Raw genomic sequence first — 22,806 nt, 5'->3', positions numbered from 1 at the left:
CGCTCTTTTACTTCGCCCATAATAGTTTGAATGTGTTGCTCACGTAAAATTTCTTTCTGTGAAAGCTTACGTTTTTGAATGGTAATTGTTAAAAAGAATGCTTTAAATTTCATGAAGGTATTGCTCCTCTAAAATATATTTTTAATACATATGCGTATAGTATGAACTTTTAATGTCAGTCATTTTATCAGTCAGTTGTTTTAATTGTTGTTTACAAATGATTTCATCTTCAGATAAAGTATTTTTCTGAAGTACAGTTGTAAAAAAGAAAATATGAAAAGTCATAAATGAATTCCTCCTTTCGAAAAGGAATTACAGGTGATCACAATAAAGCGCTTGGCGCTCCTTAACATCATTCATAGCTTTTTCAATTTGCTCATTATGAAACATTTCATCTTTGGAAATTGTATTTCTTTGAATCGTAATACTTAAAAACAATACGCTAATAGTCATCGAATGTTGCTCCTTTCTTAAAAAAATGATGTAAGAGGCTAAAAAATCGCACAAAAAAGCCACAGGAAGATATAGTTCTCCTATGGCAGGGCGTGAAAAAGCCACAGGAAAGTATACGACCTCCTGTGGCGAATTTATGAATTAATCGAAATAATGTACGATTTTCAATTCTCCATTAGGGTGGTCGAATTCATATTTAATTGTCCGAAAAACAAAGGTGCAGTTAACGCTAAAGTTAAAGCATGTAATTGTAATTTCATCATTTCCTTCGACCTCCTTTTAGAATATTTTTCTTACGTTAGTAAGTATATACAATTAATGGATAATTGTAAACAGAAAAATTGAAAATTTTTAATTTTGATTAAAATGCGTATGTTTTAAAGGATTTTGAGAAGATGTATTGTAATGAACGAAATATCGATAAAAATGGGGGATGTTAAATGAAATATATGCATCGTAATGTGGTTGTTATGCTAACAATTTTTTTATTTATTACTGCTTGTTCTAGCGGAGAAAGAATAAAAGAAATATCTGATGTTGAACCTGGTCCTTTTAAGAAATATGCTGGGACATATGTTGGTAATAATTCAGATGTAGTAGCAATTGTGAATCATTTACCCGGTGGTGAAACATTTCAAAGTATTAGTTTGGAGAATGAAAGCATAAAAGTGAACTATGGTGCAAAGGGGAATGGCCCCTTTACTGAAGATATGGTTGCGACGTATTGGTTTGATAGTAAGGATACGATGAAGAAGAATTTTCTCTTTAACGTTATTTATTTAGCGATTTTAGTACCAAATGCGAAAAGCTACCAGTTTCAAGTAGAAAATAAAAATTTTAAGATAAAAAGAGAAGAAATACTATCAATCCTGTATGAAAAATTTGATGATTTTCCAAAAGAAAATGATATATGGGATAAAAAGAAAGTAGTAAAGTTCCTTAACGATAATAACGAAAAAATTACAATGCTTATAAATGATAAAGATTTCCGGAAATCTTTATTTGTTAAATATCCAGTGCAGTAGTTGGAATGATGGGAGGAGAAAAGGTGGAGTTAGTATACAAAATTATTTATCATCGAATGCAAGATCATTATTTACCTAAGTTAGTACAGGCAATAAGAATCATTAATGAAGAAGATTTGTGGAAACAAAGGGACTCTATTAACTCAATTGGTGGAATCGTACTGCATATTTGTGAACATATACAGAGAAATACTAGGCGTTATAATAATCCAAATATAGTCTTTGAAAAGGGAATTGAGGAGTATTTTCCAGTAAAGCGACAACGTACTGAAGTTTTGCTACAGTACGTTGAAGAAGTATTTGATGAATGGGGAACAGCATATATACAAGCATGTGAAGAAAAAAGACATATTGATCTTCATAGTTTATTACATTTAGTGGAGCATACAGGTTATCATTTAGGACAAGTAGTAGATCGTACAAAGTTTATAAAGGGACGACAATTTAATTTTTGTCAAAATGGTATAAATGAAAAAAATTTGAGAACGAGAGTTGAAACTTCGAAATTTTAAAAAGAGAGTCATTCGTATAAGAATGGCTCTCTTTTTTTGTAAAAGAAATTTATGGAAATAAATATTTTTATGTGATATGGTTAGTTACATAAGTAACGAACCTATGAACCTAAGGTGGTGAAGTTGTGAAACCTACTCTGGAGCAAAATAAATTAATATACTTGCAAATTGCAGAAACGATTGAATCTGATATTTTAAAAGACATATTACTTGAAGAAGAACAAGTTCCATCAACAAATCAATTTGCGAAGATGTTACAAATAAATCCAGCTACTGCAGCTAAAGGGGTAAATGTATTAGTGGACGAAGGGATTCTATATAAAAAGAGAGGGATCGGGATGTTTGTTGCAAAGGGAGCGAAAGAAGTTGTACTTAAAAAAAGACAAAATACTTTTATGACCGAATATTTACCTAAAGTATGGGAAGAAGCAAAAGTATTAGAAATATCTAAAGACGAATTGATGGATATGATTCAAAAAATTACGAAGGAGGGCAAAGAGGGATGATTGCACTTGAAACGACAGATGTAACGAAAAAATATAAAAAGAAAGTAGCAGTAAATGAAGTAACGATTTCATTGGAAGAGCATAAAATTTATGGTTTACTCGGTAGAAACGGAGCAGGAAAAACGACACTATTAAATTTACTTGCAGGCCAAATTACTTCAAGTAGTGGTAGCGTATCAATATTTGGTGAAAATGTTTTTGAAAATAGTAAAGCGATGCAAAATATTTGTTTTGTTAGAGTGAAAGAAGAAGCACATTTAAGTTTTAAAGTAAAAGAAATCTTTAAGATGTGCAGCATGTTTTATAAAAACTGGGATGGAAAGTACGCTGAAGAACTCGCTGATAAATTTCAGCTTAATATGACAGTGAAATATCATAAACTATCACACGGCATGCAAACAGTCGTCGGAATTATTCAAGGATTAGCAAGTAGGGCACCTATAACAATTTTTGATGAACCGACTACAGGTTTAGATGCAGCACATCGAGAGTTGTTTTATAGTTTACTACTAGAAGATTACGGTGAGTTTCCACGAACAATTATATTATCAACACATTTAGTAGAAGAAGTAACTCATGTGATTGAAGATGTAATCATTATAAAAGAAGGAAAACTACTTGTTCAATCATCCGTAGAAGATTTATTGCAACAAGCTCATATTATTTCAGGGAAAAAAGATAAAGTAGATGAATTTTCGATAAATAAGAAAGTAATAGGTCGAGAAGTCTATGGGAATAAAGGCATTACTGTTATATGGGCAGAACTTTCTAATGAAGATTATTACTCTTTTGAAATAGAAGGTTTAGTAATTGATAGAATTACATTACAAAAACTATTTATACACATAACTGGTGGTGAAGTGAAATGACGATGTTAATGAAGCAGTTGAAGTTACATATAAATTTTCATTATAAAGCAATTATAATGTTTTGGATTGTAGCTTTATTAATAAAAGGGGCTTTACATGCTGCTCATTTAAATGGAGCGAACATTGGTTATTTACCCGAAATTATAAATAACCCTTCAATAGCAATTATGCTATTTATAGTAGGGAGTGTTTTCATTATACAAGATGAGCTATTTCGTTTAGCAGTTTCATTCGGTGTAACGAGATTCCAATATTTTATCGGAGCCATTTGTTATATCGTATTGCAATCCGCCATGTTTTCGTTTCTTCAAGTAATGCTTTTGCAAGATATCAAATATAATTTAGTAAATGTTAGTTTTGGGGAGCAATTGGTACAACAATTTATTTTGCACTTTTTATTTTATGTTACAACAGCATGTTTCTTCCAAGTGGTAGTAGTTTTTAAACAACGATTTCAGTGGATTGGTCTTATGATTGGTGGATCCCTTTTTATATCAACAAATAGTGTGCTTTATGGGGAAGCAGGGATAACTGGTTTATTATTTACGAGTGATGGATCTTTAGTAGATATTCCATATTTTACTGTTATTTCAATTGGATTAACTGTTCTTTATATTGTAACGAGTGGTATATTTATTCGAAAAGTATCATTCGAAAAAACGATTTGAAATATTATTAGATTACTAAAGAGAGAAGGATAGCGAATGAGAGACATATCATCACTCATTACCGTCTTTTTATGCATTGCACTACTAAAATATTTTGGCGTCGTTATCGCTCAATGCATAAGCCAATAAAGGGATCAGGAAAACGTATTTTATGGCCATTATTATTTTTAACACCAGGTGCTTTATGGTTTTTTGGTCCTATGCATCCAGCTATTTTACAAGTTATTATAGCAGCATTCATTGGAGTTCTTTTCGCCGTACCACTTATAGTTTTAACAAATTATGAACGGAGAGATGATGGGAATATTTATACGAAAAAAAGTGCAGCCTTTTTAATTACTTTTATTGCACTTGTCGTTTTGAGATATGGTTCAAGACAATATATTGTTGACTTAGATCAGCAAACAATAGGTTTATTATTTTATGTTGTTGCAATATCGTATATTATTCCTTGGAGAATTGCCTGTTATATAAAGTTTAGGAAAGTTTGGCGGGAAAATAGTAATTATACAGTGTAAAAACAAAGACTTCTCAATTGAGAAGTCTTTGTTTTTATGAAATCATTATATGGTATGTAGCTAATATTTTCACTCAAAATCACCAATATATAGTAAAATTTTATAATGAAAGAAAGAAATGGGTGGTGATGGGAGTAAATCAAATACATGAAGTGAAAATAGTTCTTGTTGAGATGAGGTGATAAGTCGATATGAGCTACTTTATTTCGTTAGTACTTGCTGTTTTATTAGCTTTTTCATATAAAATTGTTGATATTACAGTTAGCGTTGTTATTGGAAAAAAGTTGTATCGTAAGATTGAAAATGAGATTATTTATATATGGGGAACATTACTGACGATAATTAGTTATTTTTATGAAGATAATTATGTATTCCGTTTACCGACTCACTATGAATCAATTGTTGTATTAATCTTGATTGCCGTGATAACGAATATTTTCATTTCACGATACTCAGGATATAATCCAAGTGGGAAAAAGAATATTTTAAACTTTGTAATTATGTATCCAATTTTTGAAGAAGTAATCTTTAGAGGGATGATTATACCAATACTTAACAACTCATTCTCAATACACCCTTATTTTGAAATAGCTTACATACCAGTTACGCTACCAATTCTAATATCTGCCTTTCTATTTGCTGTGTCTCACTTACAATATTACAGCTTTAATCAGACTAGTATAAAATTTATGCTGTTCGCATTTTTAGGGGGAATCATACATGGTATGATTACGGATTCCTCACTATCAATTATTTTTCCAATATTATTGCATGTAGAATTTAACTTACTTTCAGTATATTACTCAAAAAAACTGCATTAAATTGATAACTAAGTTAGTGTATTTATAAATGAATTATTGAAATTTTATTAAAAAAAGCTAAGAAATGAGCTTTTTTACTACAGCTAACAAAATTTAAGTCAACAAGTACTTCTAACGGGGGAACTAGTTGTTTTTTACGGTAGCAAAGATATGATCCCATATTTAGAGACTGTTTTAGCGTATAAAATCCGCATTTTAAAAAGCTGACAAGTGTCAGCTTTTTTTATTCGTAACATGAAGTAGAGCACCAATCGCACCGCTATTACCACCATCCTGTAAAAAGATTGGTGTTTTATTTTGATATGTTGTGTAGTTACTAATAATATTTTGAAGGTGTACGTTATTACATAGAGTGGAACCAATATAAATAATATTGTCAATGTTTTTTGTTTCGGCGAATTGAAGGCTTAATGCAGTAACGACTTCACCAACAAGTCCTTGCACAGTAGCAAGTATGTCTGAGCTATTATATTTTGATTCTGAAATAGCGGCTTTCCCAAAATTGCTAGCAGTTAAGCTATTATTAATAGGAGAGAGAATGCCATCATAAATATCTCCAACCGTAATATCTAGTGCTTTTCTAGAACCTACTTTTGTTAAAGGGATCACATCTTCAAAATGATCTATATTTGTTAATAATTTTGAAAGCCCCATAATAGTACCACCGCCAACACCAGTTCCGCCAGCGCGAATATATTGGTCATTATAAACGTAATGAATGGAAGTACCTGTACCGATATTTGTTAATATAAAGTTATTTATATCATATTTTTCTTCTTTTAATATGTATTGGACACCTAACAGAGTAGCTTCAAATTCATTTCGTTCTACTATTTTATATGAGTCTGAAAGTAGTAGCTGTAATTGTTTCGCTTTACCACCTGTAATACATATTTGTTTTATACGAGTGTTTTTCTTAAGCCAATCTATTATTTTATCTTGTTCATTTGAATAAAATTTTTCAAAAGTTAATTGCTTTTGTTCGTTCAAATAAGCAATTTTCGTTAATGTTCCTCCAGCATCGATACCGATAGTACTTTCCATTTTCCTGCTCCTAACCAAGTAATTTGTTTACTCTGCTCATGTTGGTGAGACAAATTTGTAGGAATTAGATACCCCACGGATTAAATCGTCTCTAATCTGCTTGATATATTAATAGCTTTTCCACAGTTACAATCGGCTGATTATTAACAGTTGCAGTACCTTTACCGAGAATAAAACCTCGACGATTGCGAGTTAGCTCATAATGTAAATCAAGTTTATCACCGGGATATGCTTTTGCGTGAAATTCGACCCCATCTAATGAGGAGAGGAAGCCAAGACCTTCAGAGTCATTTGGATGTACAAATGCACTAAGCTGAGCAAGTGCTTCTACAATTAGCATATGAGGCATATGTTTTTGACTATCATTTATAAACCATTCATTATTTGTAATGTGTTTATATCCCGTAACGGATTCACCATGTTTTACATTTGTTACTTTATCAATCATTAAAAATGGATAACGATGAGGAAGAGTGTCTTTTATGTGCATATGAAAGTACCTCCAATAAATAATACCCCTGCTACGGTTAAGCAGGGGAGTTATCATTAATTTTTAACTAATTCATTTACTTTTTCAAGAGAAAAAATACCACTATTTCTAATGTTTTCAACAACTTGTTGTAACACATCTTTATCTTGAACGAGTGCAATACGTACAAAGCCTTCTCCGTGAGGTCCAAATGCATGACCTGGTGTAACAACGACATTCGCACGATCCATTAACGCATAAGCAAAATCTATAGAAGTCCAGCCTTTCGGAATTTCGGCCCAGACGAACATACTACCAGCTGGTTTATCAACATTCCAACCAAATGTTCGGAATCCATCAACTAAAGTATCTCTACGTTCTTGATAAATACCGCGATTTTTCTCGCAAAACGAAGCGCCATTTCTTAGTGCAGCTGATGCTGCTTTTTGAATTGGTAAAAACACACCGTAATCTGTATTTGATTTAAATTGCGTAAGTGCACGAACAATTTCTTCATTACCAATCATATAACCAATACGGCTACCTGCTAAACTATAACTTTTTGACAAAGAGTTGATTTCTACGCCAACTTCTTTAGCCCCAGGTACAGAGAGGAAGCTAATTGGCTTATTACCATCAAAATAAAATTCAGCATAAGCAAAATCATGGACAACAATAATGTTATGCTTTTTCGCGAATGCGATTACTTCTTTAAAGAAATCTTCATGAGCCATTGCTGGAACTGGATTCCCTGGGAAGTTTAAAATCATCATCTTTGCTTTATCGGCAATTTCTTCAGGAATTAGTTCTAAGTTAGGTAAGAATTCATTCTCTTTCTTTAATGGCATGTAATAAGATGTTGCACCAGCCATTTGAATACCTGTTTCATAAGCTGTATATCCTGGATCAGGAACTAATATAATATCTTCCGGATTTGCATAAACCATAGGTAAATGAACGAGTCCGTCTTGTGAACCCATTAATAATAAAACTTCTTTATCGGCATTTAAAATAACGTTATGAGTGTTGTTATAATATTCAGTTACGGATTCGTGAAATTCTTGAATACCACTTAATGTGTATCCGTAGCTTTCTTTTTTACTTGCTGTATGTACCAGTTCTTCTCTTACGAAGTCAGCTGGTGGCATATCAGGATTCCCAATACTTAAATCAATCATTTTGTGACCTGCTGCAATTTTTTCTTTTTTATAAGTCCCTAATTCACTAAATATAGAAGATTGGAATGCTTTCATTCTAGTTGCTAACGTGTAAGTCATCAAAACCCCTCCTAAAAACAGTGTTTTCTTTCTGCGTTTTTAATTATTCTGAAAACACATGGTTACATTTTATCATTTTTTTATGAAAATTAAAACGATTGACAAATTTGGAGGGAGGATTAGTCTATTTTGAAAGGGCACTGTAAATAAGGTAGATCGGTTAGCTGAACTGTTTATTATATCTTTCTATACGGTTTAGGATGTTTTATAGTTTTTATTAAGTATATCCCGCATATTTTGGATAAAAAAGAACACGAAAACGAGGCCTAATATACCACTAAGCCAATAGTATGAATTTCCTGTCGTGAATCTTTCATAAAATGTAAGTGCACTCCATAGGATTAGGATAATGGAACAGATTGTTGATACAATTAATGAACTTAAACTTCTCAAAAAAAGCACCTCACATTATAAATATTGTTATTATATAATATTACATTTAAATTTAAAGATTTAAATTTAAAGATTTAAAAGAGGGAAATGTTTTTAAGTAAGTTTTGTAAAACAGAAAAAACGCAGAAAATATTTTCTACGTTTTAAATGAAGTGTAATCATTTCTTCTTATATGTACATAATTTTTCAACTGCATAAAAGTATACGTTTAATTTTCCATCGACAATTTGTAAAGTTTGATCTGATGTAAATGAGTTACCATAATCAATGCGATACACATTAGAATCCTTTACAAAGGAACCTTTGTATAAATCTTCTTTTTTCTTCGTTGTTTGCATTTCCACTAAGTTTTGCACAATTTTTTCTTTCTTTTCTTCTTTTACAACTGTTTCAAATTTATAAGATGTAGGACAGAGACCGTTTTTGTTATCAATGACTTCCCAAGAACCGTATATGTCATTATTGCTACATCCGCTAAGTAGAACGATGAATATAGGAATAATCAATAAAATCTTTTTCATTTTGTGCTCCTTTCATTTCGTTTTCAATAAACGTGCGAATACGATAGGGATATTGTAATAAATAAAGTTTAAATTTTTATAAAGAATTATTTAATTTCACATAAAAATTGGGGAAAGGGGAGGTTTTTAAAATAAAAAGGCATGAATCTAACGTAATCCAGATTCATGCATAGTGTGCTATCTTATATTTTGTTTTTTGAGGATAAATGATGCGGAAAAAAGGATGACAATACCGTTTAAAATATAAACGTTTATAATAGAAGAGGATAGGTTAATTGCTCCAAAACCAGCGTTATCGAATGTAGAAGTGAGTGCAGTTGTTGTCAAAAAAATAATAGGTGTTAGCAGTAAAAATATGAAGCCTGCCACAACTCTCCTTTTAAAGCTATGTTGAGATAGGGAAATTGCTAAAAAGTTTATGATGCTAAACATAACGAATATAACCAAAAGGATAATCAATAACTGGATGCCATTAGACATTCTGCGCCTCCTATATACCTCATTTATATATTATATTCGAAAGCAAAATGGTGTACTCCTTTAAATCATTTCAGTAAACGTAATAAATAAGATTATATATAACAAAGAAGCATGGATTAATCTAAATGATCCATGCTTCTTTTCTTAAGTTATAAATTTGCAGATTGCGAAGGTTGTTTTTCATATTGTTTCTGTTTAGAGAGCGATATGAAAATAATTAATAATGAAATAACACCGAAAATGAGTACCATATATTGCAGTCCAATCGTATCTAAGAAGAAACCCGTACCGAGTAAAACGATTTGGAACATAACTCTCTCAAACATATTACGGAATGAGAAGAGGCGGCCATGATAGCTTTTTTCCACTTTCGTTTGGAAAATTGTCGACATAATAGGGAAGAAGCAACCGACACTAAAACCAAACAAACCAAATGATGTAAGTGACATCCATTTTATATCGCTAAAGAACAAGGAAAGGTGTGCAAAAGCGGTACAAACTGCGAAGAAATATAATAATTTTTCAGGTTTGAAATGGTCAGATAAACGTTTAATAACGAAGGCACCTAACATAAATGCGACACCTTCAATTGTATATATAAATCCTTTAATCGTTGGATCATGTTGCATTTCACTAATGTTAATTACCATTAAATTAAATCCGGCTATAAATAATAGAGGGATAATACTTAATATAAGTGCTGTAAAAGCAATAGGAATTCCTTTTAAAATGCGAAAGACTTCCATAAAGCTATTATCTTTTGCAGCTTGTTTATTTGGTGTTGTTGATTTCTTATCCTCGAATTGTAGGAAGAAAGTTGAGAGGAATAATAAAGCGTAAGCTGCCATTGAGAAGGCATACATATACTGTAAACTCATCACAACTAAAAGAATTCCACCTAGTGAAGTACCTGCAATACGAGCGATTGTACCTACATTCATATGTACACCGTTCATCTGTAACAACTCATGCTCACGTACGATAAGTGGGATTACAGATTGTAATGCAGGGAAATAAAATGCTGCCGAAATTTGAAGAGCAACCATAAATGCAATCATAAAGGCGATACTTTCAAATTGGATTGCGAAAAACATAAAGATAACACTAATAACACGACCGAATCCAGCATAAAGAAGAACTTTTTTCTTTTCATACTGATCAATGACACGACCTGCCATAGGGCCCACTAGAACACCTGCTAATAATCCGATAAATAATATAACTGATTTCATGAAATCAGAAGGGACATATTTTTGCATAAATTCAAGGTTGCCAAGAATACCAAGCCATAACCCTAGACCAGCAATAAACTCCCCAATTAACACAATCCAAACATTTTTATTACGCCACATAATGTAAAACCTCTCCGTCTTTTAAAATGAAAAACTCGTATATAAAACCTCCTTATTTTATGTGTTTTTATTAACTAACTTTTTTAGAGTCAGAGTCTATATTACGTGTTTCATGAGTGGATTTCAATCTTTTTGATTTGTCAAAAAGATGATTTATTAGTTGATGAAATAAGCAATGAAAATGTAAAAGAAATGTGATGAAGTGTCTATTGAAAGTAAGGATAAATTTGAACAAAATAAAAAAGCAAGAACGTACATACTACGTCTCGCTTTTCTCAAGTACAAAATTAAATTTTAGATTGTTTAGCAGCATTTACGTTCTTGTCCAATAGCTAATGCGCTAAAAGATAGAGGACCAATAACTTCTGCACTTGCGCCACTAGTTAGGTTTTCTACAGTTAATGAATATTGGTGTGTTCCACTTCCAACGTTTTGATCTATAGCTTGAAATGTTTGAGCATAGAATTGTTCAGAATCTGTAGATTCAATACCTACTTGTGTATTAAAAATTTCAATGTTATCACGGAAAATTCGGAATAAAATTTGTGAAATCTCAGTTATCCCTTCTACACCAACTGTAGCGATTAATTCTACTCGGTTATTATGAGAATCTCTACTTGAAATTCTCAATTTCAAATTTGCTAGAATTGCTTTATTTGGAGAAGCTGGGATTGCAAAAGTAGTTTCACCAGTTTTACTTATAGGTTGAGTAGCCTGGTAATCAATGATATGAGTCATACTCGTCACCTCCTTATATACTAAAATATGAAATTTACGATGAAATAGATTGGACAAATAATAGTATGTATTAAGAGAATGAGCACAATTGTTGAAAAGAGGGAGAACAAATGAAAGCATCAAGAAAATATCACAATTATGTGATATTTTTCTTGATGCTTTTTGTAGTTAAGCAGAATATTCTTCTTTACGCACTTCGAAAAACTCATTGCGACGTAAGTAATTATAAACTTTCTCGGAAACCTCTTCTTCTTCAGACATAAAGAAACGATGATCAAAAGCATAGAAAGATTGACCTTTAATTAATTTTACGTAATATATTTTACACGCCCCCTTTAGCATATTTGAATTTATATACTATTATGATGACCTATATGCTTGTTACTCATACTTCGAGTTTCAAAGGATAGAAGCTAAACAAATTGAAAAAGCTTACAAAACTGTAATGTTGTTGTCATGTTTTCCGATAGTTAAAAATAATCACTCTCTTTTATACTACAAATAAGTTACATAAAATAAGGGGGTAAAAAGATGGATGAAGTAATTGGAGAAGTAGTGGCAGGTATTTGTGAATTTGTAGTTGAAGTAACGGCAGATGCTATTGGGAATTTAGTTTCCGGAAATGATGAGGAAAAAGAGACATTATAATCGTTTGTAAAAGTATAAAGATGATCAAAATATAAAGGCTGATTTCTAAAAGGGAGTCAGCTTTTTTATTTTTTACATTATATTAATTTTATTTGAATATTCATTTGTTATTATGTTTGTGAAACTCATAAAGGAGGTGAATAAATAATGATGTCGAATTTAGGGTCTGATTTATCTGATTCTCGTTTGATTGTGGCGAATGTGGAGGAAAAGGAATATCACTTTATTGTTCGTGAACATCCAATTGTAGGGAAAATTATATCGCTATTGGAAAATGGAAAAGAATACGGTTTGATAGATAAACAAATCGCTAATAAAGATAAATTTATTAAATCGGAGCTTACTAAATTAGATTATTTTAATGTAGATGTTCTATTTCATACACCTGGATGGATATGGATTGGCATGGATCAATTTGGTTTACATGCTCGTGAGGCTACTTATAACGAAGTAGACGTTATTATAAAGTTGAAAGAGAATTTATATTATATAGATGTATATAAAAAAGTAAAAATGTAATAGATAGTAAGTGAGGTTAGGGGACAAGTTCCCGTAGCCTTTTTTGGTTTAATAATAAAAACGTAAAATCTATATTATGTTGATGATAGGGCAGCATGATAAGAAGTGAGCTGAAAAGAGGATTTGAAAATACATAAAGAGAATTTTAATTATTACATGAACTCTATATGTAAATAACAATAGAAAGAAGATGATAAAATGAGTAAAGAAGAGCTTGTGAAACAGCAGTTTGGTAATAATGCGGAAAAGTATGTGAAAAGTAAAATTCATGCTAAAGGACCGGATTTACAATATGTAGTTCAACAAGTTGAGTCTCGTCATAATAATCGTCTTCTTGACATTGCTACAGGCGGTGGGCATGTTGCGAATGTATTAGCTCCATTGTTTCAAGAAGTAGTCGCTTTAGACTTAACAGAAAAAATGTTAGAGAGTGCGAAAAATTTTATTATAAGTAATGGACATGAAAATGTATCTTTTGTCGCTGGAAACGCTGAAAGTTTACCATTTACAGATAGTTCTTTTGATACGATTACGTGCCGAATTGCAGCACATCATTTTATGAATCCATCTCAGTTTATATATGAAGTAAATCGTACGTTAGAAGATAATGGATTGTTTATTTTAATAGATAATGTTTCACCGGAAAATAATGAATTTGATACATTTTATAATTTTATAGAAAAAAAGAGGGATCCGAGTCATGAACGGGCGCTGAAAAAAACAGAATGGATTACCTTGTTAGAAAAAAACGGTTTGCAAATGCAGTCATGTCTTACTTTTGACAAGAAATTTGAATTTGACTGGTGGTGCGATATGATGAATGTACCTTTGCAGAAACGCGTGAAGTTAACAGAATGTATGATGAAAACATCAGATGAAATGCAAGAATTCTTTAACATTGAATATGAAAATAATAAAATTATATCGTTTTATACTGAAATGGCACTGTTTGTATGTAAAAAAAGTGCGACATTAAAAAGATAAATTTCTTGCAGTCTTTTCAAAGTACGTTATACTTAGTACAGAGAAAATGAGAATTGAGGAAATGTAATAATGATTCGCGTACGTATTGAAGGAACTGAAGAAGAAATGCTTGAATTTATGGAGAACATGCCGGATATTCCTGGATTTGAAAAAACACATATGAGAGAACCGAGAAAAGGAAATAATCCAAAATACGATTCAAGTAAAAGTGTACTAGCATATTTATCTTATAAAAAGATTGAAGTCGCCAATAAATAGGCGGCTTTTTTAGTTTGCACCGTTTCACAGCCTTGTCTTTTTCACATAATAATAATAGTAGATTATGCTGAAGAGGGGTGAGGATAGTTAATAAGAAAATCATCTTTTTTGGAGACTTTGGTATTGACGATGCGGTGGCCTTAATTTATGCAAATAAAACATGTAAATTAGATATTATAGGTATTGTTGCTGAATATGGGAATGTATCGCGAGAAATTGTAACGGAAAATGTGTATTTTCTAGAAAGATACTATGCTACAGAAGTAAAAATCATTGAAGGTGCAGCAAGACCGATGACGGCTGAAGAGCCTTTGTTCTTTCCTGAAATTCATGGGGATCACGGTTTAGGACCAATTATTCCACCTGATATGAGGATTTGTAAACGGGAAAATTTTTGTGAATTAATTAAATTAATTGAACCTTGTCCAGAAGATATTATTATCGTAGCGACAGGACGATTAACAACATTGGCAACGTTATTTTTATTATATCCAAATGTAATGGATAAGGTATGTTCGTATTATGTTATGGGCGGTGCTTTTTTATTTCCTGGTAACGTTACTCCTGTATCAGAAGCTAATTTTTATGGAGATCCAATCGCCGCAAATATTGTGATGAAGTACGCAAAGAATGCGACTATTTATCCGTTAAACGTAACGCAAGGAGCCCTCATTACGCCTGAAATGGTGGATATTATTAATAAAGAAGGAACAGGACAGGCGAAGCTAATTAAACCGATGATTGATTTTTATTATGAAAACTTTTATAAAAAAGAATACCCGGGTATTGCTGGAAGTCCGATTCACGATTTACTTCCGTTCATTTCTTTTATTAATGATGATATTTTTGAATATAAAAAATCTGCAGTTTGGATTAGTACGACAAATGACGTAACAAGAGGACAAAGTGTGGCAGACTTTAGAAAAATAGCTGAACCGACAACGTTTGATAATAGACCTATTCAAAAAATTGCAGTTGGTTTTAACTATTCAGCTTTTAAAGAAGAGTTTATGCGGACCATATTGAAGCCTGATTGTCCCTAATATATGAAATATGAAATGTATCAACCGCAAGTCAAAAACTGGTCGTTCATTATTTTGAAATAATCTAATAGTTGATCTGTATGAATAACTAATGAAAAATGTAACATAACTAATGGTAAGCAATTGTTTCTAATTATATTTTGATTGGTAAAATATAAAGGAGGTTATCATATGATTTGGTCTTTAATCGTTGGTGGTTTATTAGGATGGTTTGCAAGCTTAATTACTGGAAAGGACGTACCAGGTGGCGTAATTGGTAATATTATTGCTGGTATTATCGGTTCTTGGATTGGTTCGAAATTACTTGGTAGTTTTGGTCCAGTCATTGGCGGATATGCAATTATTCCAGCTTTAATCGGTGCGATCGTTTTGATTTTCATCGTAAGCTTCTTATTACGAGCAATGCGAAAATGAATGTAAGGACTGTTTACATTTGTAAGCAGTCCTTTTTATATGTTATGCTAGTATTATACAATCAGGAGGTGTCAGCATTGAAAACATTTACAGTAAATTTCCATCAAGAAGATAATGCTAAAGCGACAACAGTACATAAATTAAGTGAAGAGGACTTCAACAAAGCAACAGAAAAAGGCACTCGTCATCTATTTGATTTAGATACAAACGTTGGGTTCTTCGTATTCTTTGACGCAGAAGATGCAGAAGGAAATGATCAATACTTAATGTTACAATACGAAGGCGATCATGAAGAGCCAACTGCGTGCTACGGATTTGATTTAAAACTATACTATCAATTTTTAGCACTGTACTTAAATGATCTTGAGTTCCAAGGTGAAACAGATGAAGAAGAGGAAGAATATGGTCCAATTCATCATTTAGCTCACTTACTTTACCATATTGTAGAAGATGGTAAGTCAATCGAAGTGTAAAAATACATATGTAAAGCTGTCCTTTTTGGACAGCTTTTTTATATGACATAGATTTTGTGTACTATGAGCTAAATAAATCAATAATAGAAATTTACTTATTAAATAGCATTATTTATTACTTTCATGTTTCATTTGTAAAACATCTGTTATAATGACTTTAATTAAATTTATGGAGGCTAATTCTATGCTTGTAGATGTAAAAGCTTTTATTAAAGCTGTAGGTTTAACATGCATTTCATCATTAAGTGGAGATAATACATTTGCTAATAATTTTGAAACTGTAAAAAGCATTGTTGTTACATCCTTTAAAAAGTTAAGATTCACCATTTAATTTCAGTTAAACCAGTAGGAGAAGAATAATCACTTCCTGCTGGTTTTTTTCTGTTTCAAGGAGCTGTTGTGGCAATATATTTTAAGTTAAAGATAGAGGATATAATTACCGAGAAGAGAAGGTGTATATAAGGAGATGAATACGATGATTAACAATATAATCCCAAGCTTTTTGAAACTTTTGGAGAGCGGTGATATAGGATTACATAACTTGAATAAATATTATGAAAGGCACACAGAAGTATTTAAAGAATACTTTACATTTCACTGTCCTAAGACGGAAGAACGTCTTTGTAGTGCGATTGAAAAGTATCCAGAAAAAATAGAAGATATACATATTGTTTCGGAAAATTTACCACGAATTATTCAAGAGATTAATGTGAACTATTACATTCAATTTGGCTTCGACGTAGAATTAACATTTTATATATTTGTTGGAGCTTTTGGCTCTAATGCATTTGTAGAAAGGGAAATCATTGGAGACATATTTTTTGCGGCAGAAAAATTATCTCCAGATTTAAATCACCTTCGTGTAATTGTCGCTCACGAAATAGGACATATATATCATCATGTTATGTTACAAAATGATGGAATGGACTGGGGGGAAGCCGAGTGGACCGATGCGACGGTTAATTTGTATCGTGAAGGTGTCGCGACATATTTATCAAAGCAAATTTTGAAAGGCTTAAATGAATCAGTGTATTACTCATATGACAATGAGGGTGAACGTTGGTTACAATATTGTATAGAAAATGAAGAACATATAAAGAAACGTTTTTTGGAAGATTATATAGAAGGATGGACGCTTGATAAAGAGAAAGAGTGGTTCCGATTATCTGGCGGACAATATTTTGGATATAACCGACTTGGTTATTTTTTAGGAACAGCTTTTGTAGAATATGTTGTGCAAGCATTGGGTGAGAGTGAAGCATTTACTTTTTGGAACAAACACAATTTGAAAAGTAGTGTAATGGATTGGTTATCGAAATGAATAAGATTATTATAAGGGGCTGAAATGTATGAAATTGTATGTAAAGATAGCTATGTTATTTCTTACTTTTACATGCATATTTGCATTAGCAGCATGTAAAAGGACAGATGAAAAAAAGGAAACAAACCCAACAGCGGAAAATAGTAAAAGCGAACAGAATAATTCTGCAGAAGAAAAGAAAGAACCTAATGTAAAATCAAATAATGAAGAATCAACAAAACCAAAGACAGATTCAAGCACGAAAGACACAGTAATGAATCAAAAATCAATTAACCACGTTAAAGAATTATTTGAACTAGCGAAAGAAGGGAAAGTACCTAACGTTCCGTTCGCAGCACATACAGGAGATATTGAAGAAATAGAAAAAGCTTGGGGGAAAGCAGATAAAACGGAACAAGCAGGTAACGGGATGTACGCAACTTTTACAAATAAAAATGTTTCTTTCGGTTTTAATAAAGGATCACAAGTTTTTGATGTACGCTCCTATCATGCAGAGCTAAAATCAATTACATTACAAGAAATAGAGAAAGTATTAGGAAAACCAGCTTCAGTTAAAGTAAATGGGGAAGACAAAATATATGTATATAAAGTAAACAATCAGTTTGAGTTGAAATTCATTATTCCAAAATCGACAGGTAAGGTAAATCATATTTCGGTATTTTCGCCAGAAGATAGTATTAATAAAATGGCAGGGTAATAAAAAAGGATGTCACAAAAGTCTCGAGACTTTTGTGACATTCTTCTTTTTTGTAAAGAAAGCATCTTATAAAATATGATGAGTATGCTCTGAAACGTCTTTATTTATTTTATTACGTTCTATACTATGAATAAACAGTACTTGTATAATGCCTCCGGCTATTAAGAAACAAGCGCAAATATAAAATAGCATGCTACCATTTAGTTTACTTAATAAAACCGCACCAAGTACAGGGCCGCACGTCCGAGCAATATCCCAATGTAACCCGTAAATTGAAAAATACAATCCACGTTTATCTGTAGGAGCGATTTCTGAAACGAATCGAAGTAAATGGTTTAAAGCAATACTTTCCCCAATGACTAAAAAGAGTAATGTGAAAAATAGTGACGAGATTGTTGCTGAAAACCCGTAGCCAATTGCAGCTATTGTAAAGCAGGTGTAAGAAATGAGTATAATTTTCGTCATGGAAAATCGTTCAGACCATTTTACAAGAAAAATTTGCAGAATGATTTCCATAATAGCTTTGCATGTTGAAATAAAGGCGAGCATGAATACGAAATCTGGAAATATTTCTTTAGCGAAAATGCGATAATTTGTCTCAGTTTGCGCATAAAAAAAGCTAATAGGAAGCGTAGTGATCATAAGTCCTAAAACGGCGTAATGTTTGCGTACAAATTGTTTTGGAGATGATAATTCAAGTTTTTGCTTTGGCGTTGTAAGTACTGGAGCAGTTTCTGGAAGCTGCGTCCAAACAACGACTGCATATATCATAAGTGTAATGCTTTGCATTATAAATAAATATTCAGGGTGCGTACGATAAAAGATAGCACCAATTATTGGACCAATTACGGAACCAATTGCAGCCATCGTATGCAAAAGAGCAAAAATTTCTGCTTGCTGTTTTTGTTTTGTTAAATCAGCAATTTGTGCACGTTGAGCGGGAATATATAAGGAACGGCCCACCCCATTTATGACGTATAACAATGCAAATATAAAAACAGATTGAGCAAAAATGAAGCTTCCGATTGCAACGCCTTGCAGTAGTAAACCGAGTAACATAATTTTCTTTCGCCCATATTTATCAGTTACTCCTCCAGCAATAAGTGTAAATACAATGTCTGAGAGCGGTTGTAGTCCAAAAATGAGCATAGTTAGTATTATATTACCGTTTAACATTTTATTTACGTAAATAATCATAATGAGAGCTAACATAGATTCAGTCGTTCGGGTTAATAATTCGCCGCACAGTCTAATAATAATGTGTTTATTATAACGTAGTATGAGATTGTTCAATATTAATTCCTCCTTTCTATATTGAAATGATAAGATGAAAGGAGAGGTGGAAAAAGGGTAGAAACAAAAGGGGTTATTTTTCACCTTTTAGGGGGAGTATGATGTTTATTTTAAATCAATATATTGAACTATGGTGTGCCTATGGTAAAGGTAGAAGAGAAGGAGAGCAATTAGAAGTAACAGTACAAATGATAGCAGAAACATTATTTTGTACGGAGCGTAATAGTAAATTAATTATAAAAAAATTAGAAGAGTTACATTGGATTACTTGGTTTCCAGGTCGCGGGAGAGGGAATCGTTCTAAATTAATCTTTCAAAAGCAACCAATTCCACTAATTTTAGAAAGAGGAAAAGAACTAACGAAAAAAGGAGATGTGAAAAGTGGAATCTCATTTGTAGAACGCTACAGCTCACAATTTCCATCAGTAAAGAAAGAGTATAAAGCTTGGGTAGATTCCATATTTGGTCATCAAATAGAAAGGACACCTGAAGGAAGAAAAGACGTACTTCGTTTGCAAGTACAGATGAACCTGGACATCGCTTTAGATCCAGTTTACGCAACAATGCGCTCAGAATGTCATATGGTTAAACATATTTTTGATACACTTGTATTTGTAAATGAGGAAACAAATTGTATAGAGCAAAGACTTGCTTTTCACTGGAAATATAATGATGCTGAAAAGATTTGGACATTTTATTTAAGAAAAAGCGTTTATCTTCATAATGGAAAACGACTTACTGCACATCATGTTATACAATCATTGAATCGATTTATGAAAGCAGAAAACAACCCACACGCATGGATGTTACAACATGTTGAAAGTGTCCGTGCAGTGGATGAATTTGTTGTTGAAATTCAATTACATACGGAAAATAGGATGTTTTTACATATGCTAAGCGCAGAACAGTGTTCTATCGTACATGAAGATGAAACAGGAAGCTTCATTGGTACAGGTCCTTTTATATTACGTGAGAAGAATGCACAGTTATTTGTATTAGAAGTGCATGATTTATATTATCGTGAAAGACCTTTTCTTGACCGAATTGAATTAATGAATGTAGAGCAAAATGTAAATACGTATGATGTATTAGTAAAGGCGCAGTATAAAGATAAAGAAAATCCTAATAGAGAGTTGTCTCGGCTTGAATCGAACGTAACATATGTAACATGCAATCTTATAAAAGAAGGACCAATGCAAGATGAGTTGTTTCGAAGGGCGCTATATAAAATTATTCATGGCGATAAAATTGTTCAAGAGCTCGGCGGTGAACGTGGAGAAGTGGCAAAGAAATTAATATTAGCAAATGAAAGCATAGTAGAGATTGAAGAAGATATAGCTTGTTTAATGAAAAGGAGTACGTATCATAGTGAAGTGTTACAACTCTACACATTTACAGGACGAGATCACGTTGAAGATGCACAATGGATACAAAAAGAGTGTGCGAAGTACGGGATTCGTGTAGAAACTAATTTTCTTGAAATAGAAGAGTTATTGGAAATAAGTACAATACAAAAGGCTGATATGATGCATGATAGTGCAACTATTAGTGAACGTATTGAAGATAGTCTGCTATATATGTTTCTTACAAAAAATAGCTTTATTCATGGGCAAAGCTGCATGAACTTTCATAAAACGTTGTCCCCGTATTTTAAACAAGAACGAGTAGAAAAAAGAGTTACATTATTACGCGATATTGAGAACACTTTGTTACGTCAAATTCATATTATTCCTTTATACCGCAACAAACAACAAGTAACTTCTCACGAAAAAGTACAAAATATAATGATTAATTCACAAGGGTGGATTGATTTTTATGAAATATGGTTTACATGTTGATATATAAGGGTTTTTACGCATTTTATAGGATGCGTGAGAACTCTTTTTTTGTGTGAAATAGGGTTGTTTTACACATTGTTACGTTACTTGTGATAAAAGTCTATTTACAACGTAACAGTGTTATGTTACATTGTTATCAGGAAGGAGTGTTATACAGTTGAGTACAGATTTAATTTCAAAAAAAGATTTATTAGAACTAACCGGTATTTCATACGGACAGTTATATAGGTGGAAAAGAAAAAATTTAATACCGGAAGATTGGTTTGTACGGAAGTCAACATTCACGGGTCAAGAGACATTTTTTCCGAAAGAAAAGATATTAGAGCGTATTGATAAAATCCAAACGATGAAAGAAGATTTATCTCTTGATGAACTAGCGAATATGTTTTCACCGAGTGTAAGAGAAATCCTTTTAACAAAGGAAGACGTTTTACGTAAAGGGATTGCATCAGAGCCAGTATTACAATTCTTCATAGAACAAACGAATAAAACAACAGAGTTTCAATTTGTAGATATTCTTTATGTGTATATGTTAGAAGAATTACTACAATCGGGAGAGATTAGTTTAGAAGAAGGAAAAATGGTCCTGCAAGTTTTACGTGAAAATTATGAAGCGATTAAGCATAAAACTTGTGATTTAATCATCGTTCGAAAGTTAGGGATTTCTACATGTTTCTTAGTTTCAAACGTGGAGGATTTAATTTTTGAAAAAGGAACCAAAATTGTTTTACGCGAAGCAATTATGAAATATACCGAAGCATTAAAAACGAAACTGTTGTAGTGGAGGAGAAAGTATGCGTACAGATAATTTGATTATAAATGGTTACGGTTCATCGAATGGCGGCGAGTTTCATAAAGTGCAATTAAATGGAAAAGGGACTGTTACTGGAAATATTGAATGTGACCAGTTTGAATGTAACGGTTACGGTGCTGTTACTGGAAATTTGAAAAGTAGCAATGCAAGAATTAGTGGATCGGGTAAAGTCGATGGCACAGTTCATGCAGAAACGATGCGAATTGATGGGAAAGCAACAATTACGCAAGATGTGAAGGCAAACAGTTTAAAAATTGCAGGAAAAGGTACGATTGGTGGAAATGTCACTGGTGAAGAATTTAAAGTCAATGGTCAAGCAACGATTGATGGTAATTGCGAAGTGGATACTTTTTCTTCAGAAGGACAATTTACAATTGGCGGATTATTAAGCGCCGATGAAATAAATATTAATATTCACGGTACATGTCGAGCGAAAGAAATTGGTGGTCAAACGATTAAAGTGAAACATAGACTAAGTACTTTTAGTAGACTGTTTAAATCAGTATTTGGTATGCAGTTAGAGGCTGAATTATTAGAAGGTGACAATATTGATATTGATTATGCTCACATAAGAACGGTAAGAGGAAACAATGTGACAGTAGGAGCGAACTGTGAGATTGAACTCATTGAATATACGGGTGTTCTTACTGTCGATAAAAGCGCAAATGTAAAAGAAATTAAGCAGGTCTAATGGGAGGGGAAAAGTAATATGGAGCATCAACATAGTCTTACTGTCAATGGTTCTGGTAGTTCAGCAGGCGGGGATTATAACAAAGTGAAGATACGCGGCGAAGGAACAATTTCTAATGATATGAGTTGTAATGAATTTAAAACGTACGGAACGAGTGATGTACAAGG

The 22,806-nt window shown here is 32.3% G+C and carries 30 protein-coding genes and 2 pseudogenes; 20 read left to right on the top strand and 12 right to left on the bottom strand.

What is annotated here, in order from left to right; genetic code table 11:
• From MR113_RS22035 to MR113_RS22025, 3 genes are all read right to left on the bottom strand, one after another.
• Positions 1 to 113, bottom strand: a 113-nt coding sequence (locus MR113_RS22035) for a YrzI family small protein (protein WP_242256870.1), incomplete at its 3' end; no start/stop codon positions are given.
• A 28-nt stretch (positions 114 to 141) separates the two neighbouring features.
• Positions 142 to 285 (bottom strand): YrzI family small protein, encoded by a 144-nt coding sequence (locus MR113_RS22030; RefSeq protein WP_242256867.1) that lies wholly within the window; start codon positions 283 to 285, stop codon positions 142 to 144.
• 27 nt (positions 286 to 312) lie between these two features.
• On the bottom strand, positions 313 to 453 hold the full coding sequence (locus tag MR113_RS22025) for a YrzI family small protein (protein WP_098577103.1): 141 nt from the start codon (positions 451 to 453) through the stop codon (positions 313 to 315).
• Between the two features lie 440 nt (positions 454 to 893).
• Between MR113_RS22025 and MR113_RS22020 the strand changes: the two genes are divergently transcribed.
• The 7 genes and pseudogenes from MR113_RS22020 (at position 894) to MR113_RS21990 (ending at position 5,372) form a co-directional block, all read left to right on the top strand.
• On the top strand, positions 894 to 1,478 hold the full coding sequence (locus MR113_RS22020) for a DUF4825 domain-containing protein (RefSeq protein WP_242256866.1): 585 nt from the start codon (positions 894 to 896) through the stop codon (positions 1,476 to 1,478).
• 23 nt (positions 1,479 to 1,501) lie between these two features.
• Positions 1,502 to 1,990: a hypothetical protein gene (locus tag MR113_RS22015; RefSeq protein ID WP_242256865.1), complete on the top strand. Its 489-nt coding sequence runs from the start codon at positions 1,502 to 1,504 to the stop codon at positions 1,988 to 1,990.
• Positions 1,991 to 2,115: 125 nt separating this feature from the next.
• Positions 2,116 to 2,496 carry a GntR family transcriptional regulator gene (locus MR113_RS22010; RefSeq protein ID WP_000805194.1) on the top strand — a complete coding sequence of 127 codons (381 nt, stop codon included), beginning with the start codon at positions 2,116 to 2,118 and terminating at the stop codon, positions 2,494 to 2,496.
• Positions 2,493 to 3,365, top strand: a complete 873-nt coding sequence (locus MR113_RS22005; RefSeq protein WP_242256864.1) for an ABC transporter ATP-binding protein — start codon at positions 2,493 to 2,495, stop codon at positions 3,363 to 3,365. Before MR113_RS22010 ends, MR113_RS22005 begins: the two co-directional genes overlap by 4 nt.
• Positions 3,362 to 4,033, top strand: coding sequence for a DUF4052 family protein (locus tag MR113_RS22000; protein ID WP_242256863.1), 672 nt, complete (start codon positions 3,362 to 3,364; stop codon positions 4,031 to 4,033). The genes MR113_RS22005 and MR113_RS22000 overlap by 4 nt, the downstream gene beginning before the upstream one ends.
• A gap of 36 nt (positions 4,034 to 4,069) precedes the next feature.
• A pseudogene (locus MR113_RS21995) lies at positions 4,070 to 4,551 on the top strand (CcdC family protein).
• Positions 4,552 to 4,742: 191 nt separating this feature from the next.
• Positions 4,743 to 5,372: a CPBP family intramembrane glutamic endopeptidase gene (locus MR113_RS21990; protein ID WP_242256862.1), complete on the top strand. Its 630-nt coding sequence runs from the start codon at positions 4,743 to 4,745 to the stop codon at positions 5,370 to 5,372.
• Positions 5,373 to 5,585: 213 nt separating this feature from the next.
• Here MR113_RS21990 and coaW read toward each other — a convergent pair whose 3' ends face one another.
• The 8 genes from coaW to MR113_RS21945 form a co-directional block, all read right to left on the bottom strand.
• Positions 5,586 to 6,416: a type II pantothenate kinase gene (gene coaW / locus MR113_RS21985; RefSeq protein WP_242256861.1), complete on the bottom strand. Its 831-nt coding sequence runs from the start codon at positions 6,414 to 6,416 to the stop codon at positions 5,586 to 5,588.
• Between the two features lie 91 nt (positions 6,417 to 6,507).
• Positions 6,508 to 6,906 (bottom strand): 3-hydroxyacyl-ACP dehydratase FabZ family protein, encoded by a 399-nt coding sequence (locus MR113_RS21980; protein WP_242256860.1) that lies wholly within the window; start codon positions 6,904 to 6,906, stop codon positions 6,508 to 6,510.
• A 56-nt stretch (positions 6,907 to 6,962) separates the two neighbouring features.
• Complete coding sequence (locus tag MR113_RS21975; protein WP_242256859.1) at positions 6,963 to 8,162, bottom strand: LL-diaminopimelate aminotransferase; 1,200 nt, start codon at positions 8,160 to 8,162, stop codon at positions 6,963 to 6,965.
• A 551-nt stretch (positions 8,163 to 8,713) separates the two neighbouring features.
• The gene (locus MR113_RS21965; RefSeq protein WP_242256846.1) at positions 8,714 to 9,076 is read right to left on the bottom strand and encodes a hypothetical protein; all 363 of its coding nucleotides are present in this window, start codon (positions 9,074 to 9,076) and stop codon (positions 8,714 to 8,716) included.
• Positions 9,077 to 9,253: 177 nt separating this feature from the next.
• The gene (locus MR113_RS21960) at positions 9,254 to 9,556 is read right to left on the bottom strand and encodes a hypothetical protein (RefSeq protein ID WP_242256843.1); all 303 of its coding nucleotides are present in this window, start codon (positions 9,554 to 9,556) and stop codon (positions 9,254 to 9,256) included.
• A gap of 149 nt (positions 9,557 to 9,705) precedes the next feature.
• Positions 9,706 to 10,908 (bottom strand): MFS transporter, encoded by a 1,203-nt coding sequence (locus MR113_RS21955; protein ID WP_242256841.1) that lies wholly within the window; start codon positions 10,906 to 10,908, stop codon positions 9,706 to 9,708.
• Positions 10,909 to 11,211: 303 nt separating this feature from the next.
• Positions 11,212 to 11,646 carry an exosporium protein ExsC gene (gene exsC / locus MR113_RS21950; protein WP_000148795.1) on the bottom strand — a complete coding sequence of 145 codons (435 nt, stop codon included), beginning with the start codon at positions 11,644 to 11,646 and terminating at the stop codon, positions 11,212 to 11,214.
• Positions 11,647 to 11,814: 168 nt separating this feature from the next.
• Positions 11,815 to 11,967 (bottom strand): YqbF domain-containing protein, encoded by a 153-nt coding sequence (locus MR113_RS21945; protein ID WP_242256869.1) that lies wholly within the window; start codon positions 11,965 to 11,967, stop codon positions 11,815 to 11,817.
• A gap of 477 nt (positions 11,968 to 12,444) precedes the next feature.
• Between MR113_RS21945 and MR113_RS21940 the strand changes: the two genes are divergently transcribed.
• The 9 genes from MR113_RS21940 to MR113_RS21900 all read left to right on the top strand — a co-directional run bounded on the left by MR113_RS21940 (position 12,445) and on the right by MR113_RS21900 (position 18,003).
• Positions 12,445 to 12,813, top strand: coding sequence for a hypothetical protein (locus tag MR113_RS21940; protein ID WP_242256868.1), 369 nt, complete (start codon positions 12,445 to 12,447; stop codon positions 12,811 to 12,813).
• Between the two features lie 198 nt (positions 12,814 to 13,011).
• Positions 13,012 to 13,797 carry a class I SAM-dependent methyltransferase gene (locus tag MR113_RS21935; protein ID WP_242256840.1) on the top strand — a complete coding sequence of 262 codons (786 nt, stop codon included), beginning with the start codon at positions 13,012 to 13,014 and terminating at the stop codon, positions 13,795 to 13,797.
• Between the two features lie 69 nt (positions 13,798 to 13,866).
• Positions 13,867 to 14,055 carry a DUF3970 family protein gene (locus MR113_RS21930; RefSeq protein ID WP_097820362.1) on the top strand — a complete coding sequence of 63 codons (189 nt, stop codon included), beginning with the start codon at positions 13,867 to 13,869 and terminating at the stop codon, positions 14,053 to 14,055.
• Between the two features lie 77 nt (positions 14,056 to 14,132).
• The gene (locus MR113_RS21925; protein WP_242256838.1) at positions 14,133 to 15,098 is read left to right on the top strand and encodes a nucleoside hydrolase; all 966 of its coding nucleotides are present in this window, start codon (positions 14,133 to 14,135) and stop codon (positions 15,096 to 15,098) included.
• A 171-nt stretch (positions 15,099 to 15,269) separates the two neighbouring features.
• A complete protein-coding gene (locus tag MR113_RS21920; RefSeq protein ID WP_137053678.1) occupies positions 15,270 to 15,512 on the top strand; it encodes a GlsB/YeaQ/YmgE family stress response membrane protein in 243 nt (80 codons plus the stop codon).
• Positions 15,513 to 15,589: 77 nt separating this feature from the next.
• On the top strand, positions 15,590 to 15,985 hold the full coding sequence (locus MR113_RS21915) for a hypothetical protein (protein WP_000847587.1): 396 nt from the start codon (positions 15,590 to 15,592) through the stop codon (positions 15,983 to 15,985).
• Between the two features lie 184 nt (positions 15,986 to 16,169).
• The gene (locus MR113_RS21910) at positions 16,170 to 16,316 is read left to right on the top strand and encodes a chorismate mutase (RefSeq protein WP_242256836.1); all 147 of its coding nucleotides are present in this window, start codon (positions 16,170 to 16,172) and stop codon (positions 16,314 to 16,316) included.
• A gap of 144 nt (positions 16,317 to 16,460) precedes the next feature.
• Positions 16,461 to 17,306 (top strand): gluzincin family metallopeptidase, encoded by an 846-nt coding sequence (locus MR113_RS21905; RefSeq protein WP_242256834.1) that lies wholly within the window; start codon positions 16,461 to 16,463, stop codon positions 17,304 to 17,306.
• Positions 17,307 to 17,334: 28 nt separating this feature from the next.
• Complete coding sequence (locus tag MR113_RS21900; RefSeq protein WP_242256832.1) at positions 17,335 to 18,003, top strand: YjgB family protein; 669 nt, start codon at positions 17,335 to 17,337, stop codon at positions 18,001 to 18,003.
• 66 nt (positions 18,004 to 18,069) lie between these two features.
• On the opposite strand, the gene MR113_RS21895 is transcribed toward MR113_RS21900, so the two are convergent.
• A complete protein-coding gene (locus tag MR113_RS21895) occupies positions 18,070 to 19,296 on the bottom strand; it encodes an MDR family MFS transporter (protein ID WP_242256830.1) in 1,227 nt (408 codons plus the stop codon).
• Between the two features lie 101 nt (positions 19,297 to 19,397).
• Between MR113_RS21895 and MR113_RS21890 the strand changes: the two genes are divergently transcribed.
• The 4 genes and pseudogenes from MR113_RS21890 to MR113_RS21875 form a co-directional block, all read left to right on the top strand.
• Positions 19,398 to 21,134 (top strand): ABC transporter substrate-binding protein, encoded by a 1,737-nt coding sequence (locus MR113_RS21890; RefSeq protein WP_242256828.1) that lies wholly within the window; start codon positions 19,398 to 19,400, stop codon positions 21,132 to 21,134.
• 157 nt (positions 21,135 to 21,291) lie between these two features.
• Entirely contained in the window at positions 21,292 to 21,915 is a 624-nt protein-coding gene (locus tag MR113_RS21885; protein WP_242256826.1) for a YhbD family protein, read from the top strand.
• Between the two features lie 13 nt (positions 21,916 to 21,928).
• Positions 21,929 to 22,639: a bactofilin family protein gene (locus MR113_RS21880; RefSeq protein WP_242256824.1), complete on the top strand. Its 711-nt coding sequence runs from the start codon at positions 21,929 to 21,931 to the stop codon at positions 22,637 to 22,639.
• Positions 22,640 to 22,657: 18 nt separating this feature from the next.
• Positions 22,658 to 22,806, top strand: a pseudogene (locus MR113_RS21875) (cytoplasmic protein); the annotation flags it as partial.

Source organism: Bacillus cereus group sp. BfR-BA-01379 (genome assembly GCF_022663605.1).
Classification (GTDB): domain Bacteria; phylum Bacillota; class Bacilli; order Bacillales; family Bacillaceae_G; genus Bacillus_A; species Bacillus_A mobilis.
Note: the sequence above shows the minus strand (reverse complement) of the source record. Positions and strands in the feature narration are given on the sequence as shown.

Coding starts and splice junctions, on each gene's coding strand:
- MR113_RS22030 (WP_242256867.1), bottom strand. CDS start 285: ATGACTTTTCATATTTTCTTTTTTACAACTGTACTTCAGAAAAATACT.
- MR113_RS22025 (WP_098577103.1), bottom strand. CDS start 453: ATGACTATTAGCGTATTGTTTTTAAGTATTACGATTCAAAGAAATACA.
- MR113_RS22020 (WP_242256866.1), top strand. CDS start 894: ATGAAATATATGCATCGTAATGTGGTTGTTATGCTAACAATTTTTTTA.
- MR113_RS22005 (WP_242256864.1), top strand. CDS start 2,493: ATGATTGCACTTGAAACGACAGATGTAACGAAAAAATATAAAAAGAAA.
- MR113_RS22000 (WP_242256863.1), top strand. CDS start 3,362: ATGACGATGTTAATGAAGCAGTTGAAGTTACATATAAATTTTCATTAT.
- MR113_RS21990 (WP_242256862.1), top strand. CDS start 4,743: ATGAGCTACTTTATTTCGTTAGTACTTGCTGTTTTATTAGCTTTTTCA.
- coaW (WP_242256861.1), bottom strand. CDS start 6,416: ATGGAAAGTACTATCGGTATCGATGCTGGAGGAACATTAACGAAAATT.
- MR113_RS21980 (WP_242256860.1), bottom strand. CDS start 6,906: ATGCACATAAAAGACACTCTTCCTCATCGTTATCCATTTTTAATGATT.
- MR113_RS21975 (WP_242256859.1), bottom strand. CDS start 8,162: ATGACTTACACGTTAGCAACTAGAATGAAAGCATTCCAATCTTCTATA.
- MR113_RS21965 (WP_242256846.1), bottom strand. CDS start 9,076: ATGAAAAAGATTTTATTGATTATTCCTATATTCATCGTTCTACTTAGC.
- MR113_RS21960 (WP_242256843.1), bottom strand. CDS start 9,556: ATGTCTAATGGCATCCAGTTATTGATTATCCTTTTGGTTATATTCGTT.
- MR113_RS21955 (WP_242256841.1), bottom strand. CDS start 10,908: ATGTGGCGTAATAAAAATGTTTGGATTGTGTTAATTGGGGAGTTTATT.
- exsC (WP_000148795.1), bottom strand. CDS start 11,646: ATGACTCATATCATTGATTACCAGGCTACTCAACCTATAAGTAAAACT.
- MR113_RS21940 (WP_242256868.1), top strand. CDS start 12,445: ATGTCGAATTTAGGGTCTGATTTATCTGATTCTCGTTTGATTGTGGCG.
- MR113_RS21935 (WP_242256840.1), top strand. CDS start 13,012: ATGAGTAAAGAAGAGCTTGTGAAACAGCAGTTTGGTAATAATGCGGAA.
- MR113_RS21930 (WP_097820362.1), top strand. CDS start 13,867: ATGATTCGCGTACGTATTGAAGGAACTGAAGAAGAAATGCTTGAATTT.
- MR113_RS21920 (WP_137053678.1), top strand. CDS start 15,270: ATGATTTGGTCTTTAATCGTTGGTGGTTTATTAGGATGGTTTGCAAGC.
- MR113_RS21910 (WP_242256836.1), top strand. CDS start 16,170: ATGCTTGTAGATGTAAAAGCTTTTATTAAAGCTGTAGGTTTAACATGC.
- MR113_RS21905 (WP_242256834.1), top strand. CDS start 16,461: ATGATTAACAATATAATCCCAAGCTTTTTGAAACTTTTGGAGAGCGGT.
- MR113_RS21900 (WP_242256832.1), top strand. CDS start 17,335: ATGAAATTGTATGTAAAGATAGCTATGTTATTTCTTACTTTTACATGC.
- MR113_RS21890 (WP_242256828.1), top strand. CDS start 19,398: ATGTTTATTTTAAATCAATATATTGAACTATGGTGTGCCTATGGTAAA.
- MR113_RS21880 (WP_242256824.1), top strand. CDS start 21,929: ATGCGTACAGATAATTTGATTATAAATGGTTACGGTTCATCGAATGGC.